10 protein-coding genes are annotated in these 13,686 nt (G+C 42.6%); 7 read left to right on the plus strand and 3 right to left on the minus strand.

Features of this window, described 5'->3' with window-relative positions:
- Positions 1-7 precede the first annotated feature (7 nt).
- Together OW255_RS04695 and argH are read left to right on the plus strand one after the other, a co-directional pair.
- Positions 8-2,911 (plus strand): YfhO family protein, encoded by a 2,904-nt coding sequence (locus tag OW255_RS04695; protein WP_268115791.1) that lies wholly within the window; start codon positions 8-10, stop codon positions 2,909-2,911.
- Between the two features lie 23 nt (positions 2,912-2,934).
- Positions 2,935-4,308, plus strand: a complete 1,374-nt coding sequence (gene argH, locus OW255_RS04700; RefSeq protein ID WP_268115792.1) for an argininosuccinate lyase — start codon at positions 2,935-2,937, stop codon at positions 4,306-4,308.
- 350 nt (positions 4,309-4,658) lie between these two features.
- On the opposite strand, the gene sdaAA is transcribed toward argH, so the two are convergent.
- From sdaAA to OW255_RS04715, 3 genes are read right to left on the minus strand one after another with little or no spacing between them, the layout of a single operon-like run.
- The gene (gene sdaAA / locus OW255_RS04705; protein ID WP_268115793.1) at positions 4,659-5,537 is read right to left on the minus strand and encodes an L-serine ammonia-lyase, iron-sulfur-dependent, subunit alpha; all 879 of its coding nucleotides are present in this window, start codon (positions 5,535-5,537) and stop codon (positions 4,659-4,661) included.
- A 52-nt stretch (positions 5,538-5,589) separates the two neighbouring features.
- On the minus strand, positions 5,590-6,249 hold the full coding sequence (gene sdaAB / locus OW255_RS04710; RefSeq protein WP_268115794.1) for an L-serine ammonia-lyase, iron-sulfur-dependent subunit beta: 660 nt from the start codon (positions 6,247-6,249) through the stop codon (positions 5,590-5,592).
- A 30-nt stretch (positions 6,250-6,279) separates the two neighbouring features.
- Positions 6,280-7,077, minus strand: coding sequence for a histidinol-phosphatase HisJ family protein (locus tag OW255_RS04715; protein ID WP_268115796.1), 798 nt, complete (start codon positions 7,075-7,077; stop codon positions 6,280-6,282).
- Between the two features lie 422 nt (positions 7,078-7,499).
- Here OW255_RS04715 and gap point away from each other — a divergent pair, with 422 nt between their 5' ends.
- From gap to OW255_RS04740, 5 genes are all read left to right on the plus strand, one after another.
- Entirely contained in the window at positions 7,500-8,531 is a 1,032-nt protein-coding gene (gene gap / locus OW255_RS04720; RefSeq protein ID WP_026890611.1) for a type I glyceraldehyde-3-phosphate dehydrogenase, read from the plus strand.
- 93 nt (positions 8,532-8,624) lie between these two features.
- On the plus strand, positions 8,625-9,836 hold the full coding sequence (locus tag OW255_RS04725; RefSeq protein WP_024837056.1) for a phosphoglycerate kinase: 1,212 nt from the start codon (positions 8,625-8,627) through the stop codon (positions 9,834-9,836).
- A gap of 65 nt (positions 9,837-9,901) precedes the next feature.
- A complete protein-coding gene (gene tpiA, locus OW255_RS04730; RefSeq protein WP_024837055.1) occupies positions 9,902-10,654 on the plus strand; it encodes a triose-phosphate isomerase in 753 nt (250 codons plus the stop codon).
- A 95-nt stretch (positions 10,655-10,749) separates the two neighbouring features.
- On the plus strand, positions 10,750-12,288 hold the full coding sequence (gene gpmI, locus OW255_RS04735; protein WP_268115799.1) for a 2,3-bisphosphoglycerate-independent phosphoglycerate mutase: 1,539 nt from the start codon (positions 10,750-10,752) through the stop codon (positions 12,286-12,288).
- A 150-nt stretch (positions 12,289-12,438) separates the two neighbouring features.
- Positions 12,439-13,683: a hypothetical protein gene (locus OW255_RS04740; protein WP_268115801.1), complete on the plus strand. Its 1,245-nt coding sequence runs from the start codon at positions 12,439-12,441 to the stop codon at positions 13,681-13,683.
- Positions 13,684-13,686 lie beyond the last annotated feature (3 nt).

Below are 13,686 nucleotides of genomic sequence, written 5' to 3' on the forward strand. Positions count from 1 at the left end.
AAATGAAATGGAACACGATGACGAGATTGAGAAAATATCAAAAGAACTTGAGAATATGCTAAAGATGACATCAGATGAAAAAGAAAATACAACAGGGGAAACAGATTTGAAAAAGAACGAGAACAACCAGGAGATGGAGCCAGAGCTTATAGATCCTCCCAAAATTCATTTGCTTGTGCCGGTGGAAGGCATGGAGGAATTGTATGAGGAAGGTCCATCAGAATCTGATGATAATGAAAACGATTTAAAAGATACGAAGAAGCCTTTGGCAGAATCAGAGGATCCTTTTGATGAGGATGCTTATGAAGAAGATATGACAGAGGATTTCTTAAAAGAGGACATTATAATAGAAGAAACGGATATGGATGATGAAGATCAGAGACCGGAGCGGAGAGGTCTGGTAAGGGAAAAACGGTCTAGTTCTACCCTGGTGCGGCCTGTGGATGGACTTTTGGCTGCCTTTTTTGTGCCCATGATCGTTATGGTCATCATATTTGCCCAGAGAGGGATTTTTCCTTTTGGAGAAGAAAGTTTTTTAAGAACGGATATGTATCACCAGTATGCGCCGTTTTTTTCTGAGTTCCGGTACAAGCTGACCCATGGAGGCAGTCTTTTATATAGCTGGGATATTGGAATGGGTGTGAATTTTGCAGCCCTGTATGCTTATTATCTGGCAAGCCCTTTAAACTGGCTGTTGGTATTCTGCCCGAAAAATTCGGTCATTGAGTTCATGACCTATATGATCGTACTAAAGATTGGTCTTTCCGGTTTAAGCTTTTCCTGGTATTTAAGAAAGCATTTTAAAACCAATGATTTTGGAATCGCATTCTTTGGTATTTTTTATGCTCTGTCCGGATATATGGCAGCTTACAGCTGGAATATTATGTGGCTGGACTGCATTCTTTTATTCCCCATCATTATGCTGGGACTTGAGAGACTGGTAAAAGAAAAGAAATGCTTCCTATATTGTATAACTCTTGGCTTATCAATTATATCGAATTATTACATATCGATTATGATATGTATTTTTATGGTCTTCTATTTTGTAGTTCTTCTTATTTTAGAAGGAAGACGGCCATGGAAGGAAGTCTTTGTTAACGCCTGTCATTTTGCCTTATTTTCTCTTCTGGCCGGAGGTCTTTCCGCAGCTGTCCTGCTGCCGGAGATTTATGCCCTTCAGATGACAGCTTCCAGTGACTTTAACTTCCCACAGACCATAAGTTCTTATTTCTCCATCTTTGATATGATTGCCAGACATCTGCCGGCAGTGGAAACGGAGATCGGACTGGATCACTGGCCCAATATTTACTGCGGCGTTGCGGTTCTTATGTTCTTTTTATTGTATCTGGGCAGTTCAAAAATCAAGAAAAAAGATAAGATTGTTATGTGCTCCCTCCTTCTTTTCTTTTTTGCAAGTTTTTCCGTCAATATATTGAACTTTATCTGGCATGGATTTCATTATCCCAACAGCCTTCCATGCAGACAGTCATTTATTTATATTTTTCTCATGCTGGCTGTGTGCTACCATGCTTATATCCACCTTCATGAGACACCGTGGAAGCATGTTGTGATATCATTCTTTGCTTCTGTAATCTTTGTGTTAATGGCTCAGAAGCTGATTACGGACGATGCCTTTCATTTTTCCATCTTCTACGTGGCTCTCTTATTCCTTGGGGCTTATGCAGGACTGATTCACCTCTACCAGAAAGGAATCAATCGTAATGTACTTGTTTTGGTAGCTCTTGGCGTGGTAGCTCTGGAAGCAGCGGTTAATACTACAGTAACCAGTGTGACAACCACCAGCCGGACCAGTTATGTAAAAGACAATGAGTCTTCCATGAAGCTGGCTGCAAGCTTAATGCCAAACGATACCTTTTACCGGGTGGAAAAAGTAAATCGTAAAACAAAGAATGACGGGGCCTGGCTTCACTTTCCTACGGTTTCCTTATTCTCCTCCACAGCCAACGCGGATTTATCCAAGTTCTTTAAAAAGATTGGCTGTGAAAGCTCCACCAATGCTTACAGTATTACGGGAAGTACCCCTTTAGTGGATGCCCTGTTTGCAGTTAAATATGCCCTCTATTCCGAAGAACCAGAGGAAGGAGATACCATCTCCACACCGGTTTCTAATGAAGAGGATATGTATTTGCGCCAGAATAATTATGCATTGTCCCTGGGCTTTATGATGCCTTATGATGTGGAAAATAACTGGCAGCTGAATCTCACCAATCCGGCAGAGGTTCAAAATGATCTCTCCGTGGTCTTGGGAGCCAGTCCTGTGCTGACAGAAGTACCGAGTGAGATTAAAGGAACCAGCTTCTCATTTACACCTGAGGAAGAGGGAGATTATTACGTTTACGTCAGCAATAAAAAAGTGGAAAAGGTAAATGCATTTATCGGTGAACGATCAAAGAGCTTTGATAATGTAAGCCGCGGATATCTTCTGGAGCTTGGAACTGCTAAGGCAGGAGAAAAGGTTACCATTAACAATGAAGATAATGAGCAGGATCTGATCGCTGTTGCCTATCGATTTAGTCCGGAGGGGCTTAAATCGGTTTACGATATTTTAAATAAGAATTCCCTAACCCTTACGAAATGGTCTGATACCCAGATTAAGGGAACTGTAAATGCTGACCGGGCAGGTCTTTTGTTCTTAAGCATTCCTTATGATAAGGGCTGGACCATATATCTGGATGGCAAGAAAGTGGATTCCTATAAAATGTTTGATACCTTTTTAAGTGTGCATATGACAGCTGGAACGCATGAAATCACACTGGAATATATGCCTCAGGGCTTAAAGCTTGGCGGAGCCATAACATTGGGAAGCATTCTGATTCTTCTCGTGATCTTAGGCATCTCCTTAAGAAAAAGGAAGAAACATCAGCCCATGCGGGTACATTCAATTAACTAACAGCGAAAAGAGGAGATTTGATTATGAAATTATGGGGCGGACGCTTCACAAAAGAAACCAATCAGCTGGTACACAACTTCAACGCATCCATATCCTTTGACCAGAAATTCTACCACCAGGATATTGAAGGAAGCATGGCACATGTGAAAATGCTTGCAAAGCAGGGAATCCTTACAGAGGAAGACAGGGATACCATTGTTAACGGGCTCATGGGAATTCGGCAAGACCTTGAAAATGGAACTCTTATTATTACAGCAGAGCATGAAGACATTCATTCTTTTGTGGAAGCTGTTTTAACAGAGCGAATCGGAGAAGCCGGAAAGCGCCTTCATACCGGTCGCAGCCGTAATGATCAGGTCGCACTTGATATGAAGCTCTACACCAGAGATGAGATCGATGAATTATCCGGCCTGGTAAAAGGCCTCTTAACAGAGCTTTTAAAGGTGATAGAAGAGCATATTGATACTTATATGCCTGGCTTCACCCACTTACAGAAAGCTCAGCCAATTACCCTTGCCCATCATATTGGTGCTTATTTTGAAATGTTCGACCGGGACTTCTCCCGTCTTTCTGATATCAGAAAGAGGATGAACTATTGTCCCTTAGGTTCTGGTGCCCTTGCAGGTACAACCTATCCCTTAGACCGGGAATATACGGCAGAGCTTCTTGGTTTTGACGGCCCTACCTTAAATAGTATGGATTCTGTTGCAGACAGGGATTATCTTATTGAGCTGTTAAGCGCTTTGTCTACCATTGCCATGCATTTAAGCAGATTTTGTGAGGAAATTATTATCTGGAATACCAATGAGTATCGGTTCGTGGAGATCGATGATTCCTACAGCACAGGCAGCAGTATTATGCCTCAGAAGAAGAATCCTGATATTGCAGAACTGATTCGTGGTAAGGCAGGTAGAGTGTATGGTGCTCTTGTTTCCATCCTTACTACCATGAAGGGAATTCCTCTTGCATACAACAAAGATATGCAGGAAGACAAGGAATTGACCTTTGATGCCATTGATACAGTAAAAGGCTGTCTTGCCCTGTTTACAGGCATGATTTCCTCCATGTCCTTCCGCAAAGATGTTATGGAAGCCAGTGCAAAGAATGGTTTTACCAATGCAACGGATGCAGCAGATTATCTGGTAAATCACGGCGTTGCTTTCCGGGATGCTCACGGAATCGTTGGTCAGCTGGTTCTTTTCTGTATTGAAAAAGGAATTGCGCTTGATGATATGACTCTGGAAGAATATAAGGCAATCAGCCCGGTATTTGAACAGGATATTTATGATGCAATCAGCTTAAAGACATGTGTGGAAAAGAGAATGACCATCGGCGCTCCTGGTCAGGAAGCAATGAAAAAGGTAATTGAAATCTATAAGAGAAAGCTGGAAGCGTAGAGAGTCAAAAAGCAGAAGATTCAATGAGTAGAGGATTAATAGAGTAGAAGATTAAAACTGTAAAAGAGGTATACGATATATGCGTTGGTACTTCTAAATAGCTTTTTAAATCTACATTTATAAGACAATACCAAATAATAAAGATAAGAGATAAAAGATAAGTAATAAAAGATAAGAAATAAAGTATTAGAAATAAAGGATTAGAGATAAAAGAGAAAGATATATGATAAAAGCCTGCTGAAATAAGGAATTTGAGCTGTACCACCACAAGTTAGACTTAAAATTAACTTGTTGGATGTAAGTTCAAAAATTTCTTTCCAGCAGGCTTTTTTGTATTGTATTAATAGCAATTAACCAAAAATCTTTTTACAAAGTCTGCATCCAGTAGGAGTGGCAGCAAGACCACCTTCTGCCGTTTCCCTAAGAGACGGTGACATTTGGTCTCCTACCTTTTTCATAGCCATGATAACTTCATCGGCTGGAATTACGCTTTTAATTCCGGCCAGCGCCAGCTCAGAGGCGGTAAAGGCATTGGCGACTCCCATGGCATTTCGTTTAATGCATGGAACCTCTACCAGTCCAGCCACCGGGTCACAGACAAGTCCCATGGTGTTTTTCAAAGCAATGGCACAGCTGTCGGAAACCATCTCCGGTGTTCCGTCGAAAATCTCTGTCAGGGCAGCCGCAGCCATGGCTGATGCAGAGCCTACCTCAGCCTGACAGCCTCCTTCCGCACCTGCTATGCTGGCACATTTGGCAATGACCATACCAATGGCAGAGGCAGTGAATAATCCCATGACAATATCACGTTTTGGAAGCTTATATTCCTCCAGAACAGAAATCAGAGCCGCTGGTATGACACCGCAGGAACCGGCAGTTGGTGCAGCCACAATCTGTCCCATACAGGAGTTGTATTCTGTTACGGCAAGAGCCATACTGATGGCATTTCCAAGGAGATGACCATAATGATTCCGGCCTTCATCCACTGCTTTTTTAAGTTTAGCAGCAGCTCCTCCCGATAATCCGCTGGGAGAGCGAAGATCAGCATCCATTCCATTTTCAACGGACTGCCTCATGACATCAAAGCTTTTTTCCATGGTCTCATAGACGGTTTCCTCGGAAAGCTCCATATCCTCCGCCTGTTCTGTAAGTACGATTTGTGATATTTTTTGGTTGGAAGAGAGTGCGGCGTTAACCAGTTCTTCCACAGAGTTGTATTTCAGTTTCATGAGTTTCTCCTAAATGACTGTGTCCCTGTTAGGTTTATTAAAGTAGCAGAGATTAATTTAATTTTAACAGTATGGTATTATATACAAAAGGAATGGCTTTCACCTGTTTGACCAGGGAACTATCGAAATCAGAGTCCATTTCAAGGGTCATAATGGCCAGGCCTCCTTTTTCTTCCCGGTTTAAGCGGAAATTGCAGATGTTGGCATTTCCTGCTGCCACCAGGTTGGTTACGTGAGCAATGATTCCGGGAACATCCTGGTGCATGACGATTAAGGTTGTCTTCTGCCCGGTAAAATAAACCTCCATATCATTTACCTTGGTGATGACAATGTTGCCTCCTCCAATGGAAGCCCCCTGTACGGATATGGTCTTTCCTTTCTCCGAGGTCAGGGTAATCAGGGCTGTGTTTGGGTGGGCATTTTCAATGGTTCCGGTCCGAAACATGATTTCAATGCCCATTTTTTCTGCGGTTTCTATGCTGGTTCTGATTCCCGGATCCCAGGGATCCAGTTTTAAAATACCGCCGACGATGGCTTTATCCGTACCGTGTCCCCTGTAGGTTTTAGCAAAAGAGCCGTGAAACAGGATATCCGCTTTGGCAATGGGGGCGCCTAAAAGCATAGCGGCTGTTTTTCCGATCCTGGCAGCACCCGCAGTATGGGAGCTGGAAGGGCCGATCATAACAGGACCAACGATGTCAAATACATTCATAATTTTTCTCCAATTCTGGTTCTCGTATGTTTATAAAGGCTTAAATTCCGGCCTGCGTTCTTTAAATTCCGTGTAATAGGTGAATCCGGCAGAACGCAGAAGCTCTTTTGCCCTGTGAAAATCTGCTCCTAAATCCTCCGGAATATGTGCGTCCGATCCGATGGTTATAATTTCTCCCCCCAGCTCCCGGTAGCGCTTTATAATTTCCGGTCCTGGATTTGGCTGGTTGATTCCTTTCCGGTATCCGGCTGTATTGCATTCAATTCCTCTGCCTTTTTTAATGATGGCTTTTAAAATCTCATCAAAAAGATCCTGATACGTATCATAGTTATAAAAATCAGCCTTATTAGGTCCATATCGAACAATATAATCCAAATGCCCTGCCACGTCAAACGTACTTAAATTCTTTACATTATCCAGTGTGACCTGGAAATAGTGAAGATATGCTTCTTCCTCTGTTCTTCCCTGGAAAAATTCGGGATAGACCGCGTCCTTTCGGTTGATGAAATGGGTGGAGCCGATGACAAAATCAAAAGGATAGGTTGACAGCAGATTTTTAAAATATTCTTCCAAATGAGTCTGGAGCCCAAGCTCGATGCCAATGCGAAGCTCCAGCTTGTTTTTATATTCCTCTTTTAACTGGATCATGGTTTCAAAGTACCGGTCTAAATCAAGGGTAAAATCTATGGGGGAATCCACATCATAATCATGATGGTCTGTAACACAAAGTGATTTCATTCCAAGTGAAATAGCCTGATTAAGCTGTTCCCTCACTGGTGTTTCGGAGTCTCCTGAAAAAATAGTATGAAAATGATAATCTGGCAGCATGAAGGTCTCCTTTCAAAAGTAAATTAATTATAATCAAATAAGGGTAGAAAAGCAACGGACAGAACCGTCTGTTTTATATAAATTAAGACAAAAGTTTACAAATATCGCAAAAATCAAAAGAAAATAATAGTTAGGCTAAAGGAATAAAAAATATGTGTTTTCATAATAATATGTATAATTAAGAAAAGCAGAATTATAATAGGATAAGATAAGTCTTTTTATCATATTTATCCATCACTTATGGGGATAAATGATCTTTTTACAAGGCTTTTTCCTCTATTTGGGAAGATAACAAACAGCACTTGAGGAAAAGAGAAAAATAAAAAAAGGACTTGCTATTTATTGGGATATTAGGTAAAATAAAAGGTAGTTGATTATTATTTAACAATCACATTAATTTTATTCTTAGGAGGAATTGAATTATGGCAGTAAAAGTTGCAATTAATGGTTTCGGACGTATTGGCCGTCTTGCTTTCAGACAGATGTTTGGCGCAGAAGGCTATGAAGTAGTAGCAATCAACGATTTAACAGATCCAAAGATGTTAGCACATTTATTAAAATATGACACTGCACAGGGTGGATACGCTGGATACTACGGCGAGAATGCTCATACAGTTGAAGCTTCTGAAGATTCTATCACTGTTGATGGTAAGAACATTAAAATTTACGCTGAGAAAGATGCTGCAAACCTTCCTTGGGGTAAAATTGGTGTAGATGTAGTTTTAGAGTGTACCGGTTTCTACTGCTCTAAAGCACAGTCTCAGGCTCATATCGATGCAGGCGCTAAGAAAGTTGTTATCTCTGCTCCAGCAGGCAACGATCTTCCTACCATCGTTTACAGCGTAAATGAGAACGTATTAACAGCTGATGACAAGATCATCTCTGCTGCTTCCTGTACAACAAACTGCTTAGCACCTATGGCTAAGGCTCTTAACGATTATGCACAGATCCAGTCTGGTATCATGAGCACCATTCATGCTTACACTGGTGATCAGATGATCCTTGACGGACCTCATAGAAAAGGCGACTTAAGAAGAGCAAGAGCAGGAGCTGCAAACATCGTTCCTAACTCTACTGGTGCTGCAAAAGCAATCGGTTTAGTTATTCCTGAGTTAAACGGCAAGTTAATCGGTTCCGCTCAGCGTGTTCCGGTTCCTACAGGTTCCACTACAATCTTAACAGCAGTTGTTAAGGGCGCAGATGTAACAAAAGACGGAATCAATGCAGCTATGAAGGCAGCAGCAAGCGAGTCCTTTGGCTACAACGAAGACGAGATCGTATCTTCTGATGTTATCGGTACAAGATTCGGTTCTCTGTTTGATTCCACACAGACAATGGTTTCCAAGATCGGTGATGATTTATATCAGGTACAGGTTGTTTCCTGGTATGACAACGAGAATTCCTATACAAGCCAGATGGTTCGTACAATTAAGTACTTTGCTGAATTAGGCTAATGATCCAAGAAGGGTCCGGTCGTTGAGGACCGGGCCCTTTTATTATTTTGTAATTATATTGTATACACCATAATGGAAAGGAGCATTATTAGCATGCTTAATAAGAAAACAGTTGACGATTTATCCGGATTACAGGGAAAGAAAGTATTAGTTCGTTGCGATTTTAATGTACCGTTAAAGGATGGAGTGATCCAGAACTTTAATCGTATTGACGGAGCCATTCCGACCATAAAGAAGTTATTAGACCAGGGCGCAAGAGTCATTCTCTGCTCTCATTTAGGGAAGCCAAAGGGCGAGCCACTTCCAGAGCTTTCATTAGAGCCAGTAGCTCCTGCATTAAGCGAGAGACTTGGCGTGACAGTTAAATTCGTAAACGATCCACAGGTAACAGGACCTGAGACACAGAAGGTCGCTGCTGAATTAAAGGACGGTGAAGTTCTTTTACTTCAGAATACCCGTTACAGAGTGGAAGAGACAAAATACGGCAAAGACGAGAATGCAGAAGCTTATGCAAAAGAGCTTGCAGCGCTCAGCGACGGCATTTTTGTTAACGATGCATTTGGTACCGCTCACAGAGCTCACTGCTCTAACGTAGGGGTAACAAAGTATACATCTACCAATGTAGTTGGTTACCTGATGGAAAAAGAGATCAAGTTCTTAGGTCAGGCAGTTGAGAATCCGGTACGTCCTTTCGTGGCTATCCTGGGAGGAGCTAAGGTTTCTGATAAGATCAACGTAATTAATAACCTGCTTGATAAGGTTGATACCTTAATCATCGGCGGCGGTATGGCTTATACCTTTGCAAAAGCTCAGGGCAAAGAAATCGGCAATTCTTTATGTGAAGAAGATAAGCTTGATTATGCATTAGAGATGATTGAAAAAGCGAAAGAAAAAGGCGTGAAGCTTCTTCTTCCGGTTGATAACGTAATTGGTAAGGAATTCTCTAACGATACAGAAAGAAAAGTGGTTGAGACCATTGAAGCAGGCTGGTCAGGCTTTGATATCGGACCAAAGTCCATCGAACTTTTTAAAGACGCTTTAGCAGGCGCAAAGACCGTTGTATGGAACGGACCGATGGGCGTTTTCGAGTTCTCCAATTTCGCAGAAGGTACTTTAGAGGTGTGCCGTGCTGTTGCAGCACTCAGCGATGCAACTACCGTAATCGGCGGTGGTGATTCTGTAAATGCAGTGAAGAGACTTGGATTTGCAGATAAGATGACTCATATCTCTACTGGTGGCGGTGCATCCTTAGAGTTCCTGGAAGGAAAAGAACTGCCAGGCGTAGCAGCAGCTGACAACAAATAAGAAAAGATACCGGCCCGGGCGGTGAGCGTCCGGGCTTTGAGTGTAGAAAAAGGAAGGGTAATCGTATGTCTAGAAAAAAAATCATAGCAGGAAACTGGAAGATGAATATGACGCCAACCGAGGCGGTTGAGCTTGTAAATACATTGAAACCTCTGGTAGCAAACGACGAGGTGGATGTTATTTTCTGTGTGCCGGCCATTGATATCATTCCGGCCATGGAAGCAGCAAAGGGTTCCAATATTAATATTGGTGCTGAAAACATGTATTATGAGGATAAGGGGGCTTATACCGGTGAGATCTCTCCTGCCATGTTAAAGGATGCAGGGGTTAAATACGTGGTAATCGGCCATTCCGAGCGAAGAGAATATTTTGCAGAATCCGATGAGACTGTGAATAAAAAAGTATTAAAGGCATTTGAATACGGCATTACCCCAATCGTATGCTGCGGAGAATCCTTAACTCAGAGAGAGCAGGGCATTACACTTGACTGGATCCGCCAGCAGATCAAGATTGCATTTTTAAATGTAACCGCAGATCAGGCAAAAGAAGCAGTCATCGCTTATGAGCCAATCTGGGCCATTGGTACCGGCAAGGTAGCAACGACTGAGCAGGCTCAGGAGGTCTGCAGTGCTATCCGTGTCTGCATCGGTGAAATCTATGACGAAGCAACCGCTGCTGCCATTCGCATTCAGTATGGCGGTTCCGTATCTGCAGCCAGCGCACCTGAGCTGTTTGCACAGCCTGACATTGACGGCGGTTTGGTTGGAGGGGCTTCCTTAAAGCCTGAGTTTGGTTCCATTGTTAATTATAACAAATAAAGAATGCTGCCGACTCCATATGATCATGCCATGAGTCGGCAGTTTTTTTCTCAACATCTGTTTTGTGAAAGCATAATGAAAAGGAGAAACTAGTTATGAGCAAAAAACCAGTTGTATTAATGATACTTGATGGTTATGGATTAAATGATAACTGTGACCATAATGCTGTCTGTGAAGCAAGAACTCCCATCATGGACCAGTTAATGAGCCAGTGTCCTTATGTAAAAGGATATGCAAGCGGTCTTTCTGTTGGACTTCCCGAAGGACAGATGGGCAACTCAGAGGTAGGACATTTAAATATGGGTGCCGGACGCATCGTATACCAGGAGCTGACAAGAATAACAAAATCCATTGCAGACGGCGATTTCTTTGAAATAAAGGAATTTTTACAGGCAGTTGAAAACTGTAAAAAGAATAACTCCGCTCTTCATATGTGGGGACTGGTATCAGACGGTGGTGTACACAGTCATAATACCCACATCTACGGCTTACTGGAGCTTGCAAAAAGAAGCGGACTTGAAAAAGTTTATGTACACTGCTTCTTAGATGGCCGTGATACTCCTCCTGCTTCCGGAAAAGGCTTTGTAGAGGCACTGGAAGCGAAGATGAAAGAGCTAGGAGTAGGCAAAGTAGCATCTGTATCCGGACGTTATTACGCCATGGACCGTGATAACCGCTGGGACCGTGTAGAACGTGCCTACCGTGCGCTCACGAAGGGAGAAGGAAACTATGCTGAATCTGCAGTAGCTGGAATCCAGGCATCTTATGATAAGGAAGTTTACGATGAATTTGTTGAGCCCCTTGTAGTAACAGAGGGTGGAAAGCCGCTGGCAGTGGTATCAGACCATGATTCTGTAATCTTCTTTAACTTCCGCCCTGACCGTGCAAGAGAGCTGACAAGAGCTTTCTGTGACGACGAATTTAAAGGATTTGAAAGAGAGAAGCGCCTCCATCTGACCTTTGTCTGCTTCACCAACTATGATGAGACCATTAAAAATAAGCTGGTGGCATTTAAGAAGGAATCCATTACCAATACCTTTGGACAATTCCTTGCTGACAATCATATGACTCAGGCTAGAATTGCAGAGACTGAGAAATATGCCCATGTAACCTTCTTCTTTAATGGCGGCGTAGAAGAGCCAAACGAAGGAGAAGACCGTATTTTAGTTCCGTCACCAAAGGTTGCTACCTATGATTTACAGCCTGAGATGAGCGCTCCTGTTGTCTGTGAAAAGCTTACAGGCGCCATTCGTTCCGGTAAATACGATGTAATCATTGTGAACTTTGCAAATCCTGATATGGTTGGTCATACAGGAATTGAGGCTGCTGCTATTAAGGCCATCGAAACCGTGGATGCATGCGTTGGCGAGACGGTTGATGCCATTAAAGAAACTGGCGGCGTATTATTTATCTGCGCGGACCATGGAAATGCAGAGCAGCTTCTGGATTATGAGACAGGAGAACCATTTACCGCTCATACTACAAATCCAGTTCCATTCATTTTGGTAAATGCGGATTCTTCTTATAAGCTGAGAGAAGGCGGATGCCTTGCAGATATTGCTCCGACTCTCATTGAGCTTTTGGGAATGAAGCAGCCAGAGGAGATGACAGGAAAATCATTGCTTGTAAAATAAAGCATAGTAAAACAGAGGGCTTTCCAGGGGGAATCTGGAGAGCCCTCCTTTCACTGCCTGGAAATTTATATCTGTCCAAACTCGTTTTGGGCTTCCATTTCTAACAGAAATACGATAGAATAGATAAAGATATGTTAGGAAGGGTTTCAGATGAGTATTCGTATCAGATTTACTTTGGAACCAAAGAAAAAAATATTTTCCGGGGTGAACTGGAATGCCCAAAATGCGGAGCGAATGACGAAAAGCCTGATAAAGGAAATGGGGTATCATTGCTATCGGATGGAAGGTTTTTTGCTGGTCCAGCTCTGTCCGGAAGGTTTCATCTGGTTTCAATGGAACAAGAATAAGCTGCAGGGAGAAAGCCAGACGAATATTGCCGGACCAGGCTTTCATGTTGCTGTCATAGAATTTCTGGAGCGGCTTGCAGGGAAAGAAAAACTTAAGCTTAAGGTTGAGGACCGTACGGGGTATTTTGTGAAAAGAGATTTTCTTGCCATGCGCCAGAAATATTTCTATCAGTGGTTTTCGGATCTGGTGGATCTTGTATCCGGCTGGAATGAAAACGAAGAATATATGTTTTGCTGGCCTGCGGTCTATTACATACCGGAGAGACAGGAAGAAAAGCTGATTACCCATATCCGGGCATTTTCATTCAAGGAATTAAAAGGCATGGCAAACTCCGGCCTAAGCGTTGCATTTGCCAGAGACTTTTTTGTGTGGAACGAAATAGAAAAGGATGCCTGGTTCTATCGAAACAGTGCACTGGTACTGCTTAACCAGTTTTGTTATTTCATGCCTTCTGAGCGCAGCAGGCTGGATAAACAGATTAACCGTGAGATTATAAAGCTTCTGGAAACAGCCAGATCCATGGACGATAAAATTCCATTTCCCAAAGAGGAATATTTAGAGGTATGCAGCCTTGATCACCATACGCCGGTGGAGGTTACGGATGCTGTACTTCTGTCTGAGGATTCCATTGGATGCAGGAAGCATATGGTTTACCGTAAGATTGGAAACATGACCTTTGGACTGCCTGGAAATTTCTTATACGATGAAGTGGATCAGGGAATCATGGATCATTATTATGATGGTCCTAAGTATGGGGGACATGATTATTATATTTATGCTGCCGTCTTTGAGGGACGGGAGGCGGAATTTAAAAAGCAGTGGTTTGAACAGGGGACGGTAGAAGAACTCATGGATTTTAAAGTGGGGGAAGCAAGAGCCCGTGCTGCATTTTATGAACCGGAGGATAAAAAGGGAGAAATTCTCTATGGGGTGTCAGCCCAGGTAATTTACGGGGATCAACGCATGAACATAAATATAATCAGCAGAAGCCCGGGAGAAAAGGATTGGGCTTTGAAACTGATTAATAGCATTCGAATTACAGAGTAGAGG

Origin of the sequence: Lacrimispora xylanolytica, from assembly GCF_026723765.1 — a bacterium.
In the GTDB taxonomy this organism is placed as follows: Bacteria; Bacillota; Clostridia; order Lachnospirales; family Lachnospiraceae; genus Lacrimispora; species Lacrimispora xylanolytica.

Coding starts and splice junctions, on each gene's coding strand:
- OW255_RS04695 (WP_268115791.1), top strand. CDS start 8: ATGGAACACGATGACGAGATTGAGAAAATATCAAAAGAACTTGAGAAT.
- argH (WP_268115792.1), top strand. CDS start 2,935: ATGAAATTATGGGGCGGACGCTTCACAAAAGAAACCAATCAGCTGGTA.
- sdaAA (WP_268115793.1), bottom strand. CDS start 5,537: ATGAAACTGAAATACAACTCTGTGGAAGAACTGGTTAACGCCGCACTC.
- sdaAB (WP_268115794.1), bottom strand. CDS start 6,249: ATGAATGTATTTGACATCGTTGGTCCTGTTATGATCGGCCCTTCCAGC.
- OW255_RS04715 (WP_268115796.1), bottom strand. CDS start 7,077: ATGCTGCCAGATTATCATTTTCATACTATTTTTTCAGGAGACTCCGAA.
- gap (WP_026890611.1), top strand. CDS start 7,500: ATGGCAGTAAAAGTTGCAATTAATGGTTTCGGACGTATTGGCCGTCTT.
- OW255_RS04725 (WP_024837056.1), top strand. CDS start 8,625: ATGCTTAATAAGAAAACAGTTGACGATTTATCCGGATTACAGGGAAAG.
- tpiA (WP_024837055.1), top strand. CDS start 9,902: ATGTCTAGAAAAAAAATCATAGCAGGAAACTGGAAGATGAATATGACG.
- gpmI (WP_268115799.1), top strand. CDS start 10,750: ATGAGCAAAAAACCAGTTGTATTAATGATACTTGATGGTTATGGATTA.
- OW255_RS04740 (WP_268115801.1), top strand. CDS start 12,439: ATGAGTATTCGTATCAGATTTACTTTGGAACCAAAGAAAAAAATATTT.